General features: G+C 59.9%; 1 protein-coding gene. It reads right to left on the reverse strand.

Annotated elements, in window-relative coordinates; genetic code table 11:
- Positions 1 to 9: 9 nt before the first annotated feature.
- Complete coding sequence (locus XM53_RS22185) at positions 10 to 1626, reverse strand: ISL3 family transposase (RefSeq protein ID WP_073038202.1); 1617 nt, start codon at positions 1624 to 1626, stop codon at positions 10 to 12.
- Positions 1627 to 1898: the final 272 nt, after the last annotated feature.

The following is a 1898-nucleotide window of genomic DNA, read 5'->3' on the forward strand; positions in this document are numbered from 1 at the left end:
GGCTCTGCCTCAATCTGTGTGGCGGAACGGTAGCATTCTCGCCCGCAACAATTCTGGACCGGCTCGACCGTACATGGCGCGTTTGAGCGTCTTCAGGCGATTGATCTGACCTTCTGCTTGGCCGTTGCTCCATGGCATCTCGATGGCGTTTTTGACTGCATCGAAGTCCCGGTTCAATGTGCGGGCAAAGCGCACGATGGGCGCCAGATCGGTTTCGATCGCGTTGTCGATCCATGCTGGGAGCGGGTCTGCTTGGCGGCTGCGCAGGATACCGTTGAACCGCATGGCGAGACTTCGCATCGTTGCGAAGGCGGGAGAACCGGCCTTGAGCGCGTCGACTTTCCGCGCTTGATCCGGGGTGAGCTTTCCGCGGGGTTTGATGCACAGCGCGGCTGCGATGACCGGGGAAATCGCGTGCCCCGTTTCCGGGTCCCGGACTGGCTTAAGGATTTCGTGCTCTACCTTGGAGTCGCTCCCTTGCTGTTCTGCTTTTCGCCAGCCCGCCAACAGACGCTGCAAATGCGACTGACTCCCCTCGTAACCGCGCTCTCGGATCAGACGGAACAGGGCGCTGCCAGTTCGAATGCCCTCCTTCCAGCTTTGGCTCAGGAACTCTTCAAAGTACCACGGCGATGTCGGCTTCAAAGCGGCCCGCCTGCGGTCCGGTGGTGTCTCGAACTGCAGCCATTTCGCGATGCTGCGACGCGGGAACCCTGTTCGCCGCCCGATCTCGCTGCATGAAAGCCCCTGATTTCGGAGCGCATGAATGGTGGCGAAAATCTCTTCCCGAGACGTCCTATGCGCCAGGCGTGACTTCAGAAGGCTGCCGGCTGCGGTGATGTTGTCGGCGTCGGACAGCAGCGCCCTGCCGGTCGCACGGCCGTGAAGGTTCATTTGCTCCTCGATGGCCTGCCGCAGGTTTTGTACGATATGGAACCGGTCAGCGACCTGCTTCGCCTGCGGTGCCCCTTGCCGTGCTGCCTGGGCGTAGAGACCGCAGCGATCTCTGCTGATCACTTCCACCTCGGGGTGTCGCTTCAGCCAGTTGGTGCAGCTGACGACATCTCGATCCTCAAGAATGTCGATCACCACGCGACGCTCCAGATCCACAATGATCGTGCCGTAGGTTTGCGATTTCCGCCAACTCCAGTCGTCGATCCCGATGACTGTCGGCGACTCGCCACTGTCTTGGGCACGGTTCTTCAGCTGCCTAAGCACCGTGTCATCGCTGACTCCAAGGCCCAAACGATGCAACAACCGCTCGGCTGGCCGTCCGCCGGTCGCATGCCCAAGATGGGTGACAATCTCCCCGACACGCGAAGTACGACGTGCAAATGGACGCGCAATCGAGGCGATTTGGTCTGAGAATGTCCGGCGTGGGCAAGCGGGTGCCTGACATCGCCAACGGCAAATTGCGAGATCAACCGTTACCTCGTCTCCATGCGCGGGATAATCCTGCAGCCGCCGACGCCGCCAGCCGTGACGTCGGCGTGAATGCAATCCACAGTCTGGGCAAATGCCGTTGGGAGCCAAGACGCCAGATACAATCCACCCGCCTCTTTCACTTCGCTCAACGCTTTGAACGGCAACATCGCTCCCGGGCGACCAGTGCTTCTTCGAACTCACAACTATACCTCCTGAATTTTCCAGTTTCAGGATAGTTGCGCCACACAAAGTGAGGCAGAACCCAATTAAGGGCTACGCGACATTTGCCGTAACCCGTGCAATAGTGCTCAGCGAACCTTTACTGCCATTTGTCTCTACTTGTGCAAAAACGCTCCTGGTGGTGCCCATTTGGTTGCTCACATGCGCCACAATCGATACCGCCCCTGCCCCGTCACCTCCCGGATCAGGCCTCGCGCTTCCGTCCAGGCGAGATTGCGTTGAACGGCGGCACG

This window comes from Roseovarius atlanticus (assembly GCF_001441615.1).
GTDB classification, from domain to species: Bacteria; Pseudomonadota; Alphaproteobacteria; order Rhodobacterales; family Rhodobacteraceae; genus Roseovarius; species Roseovarius atlanticus.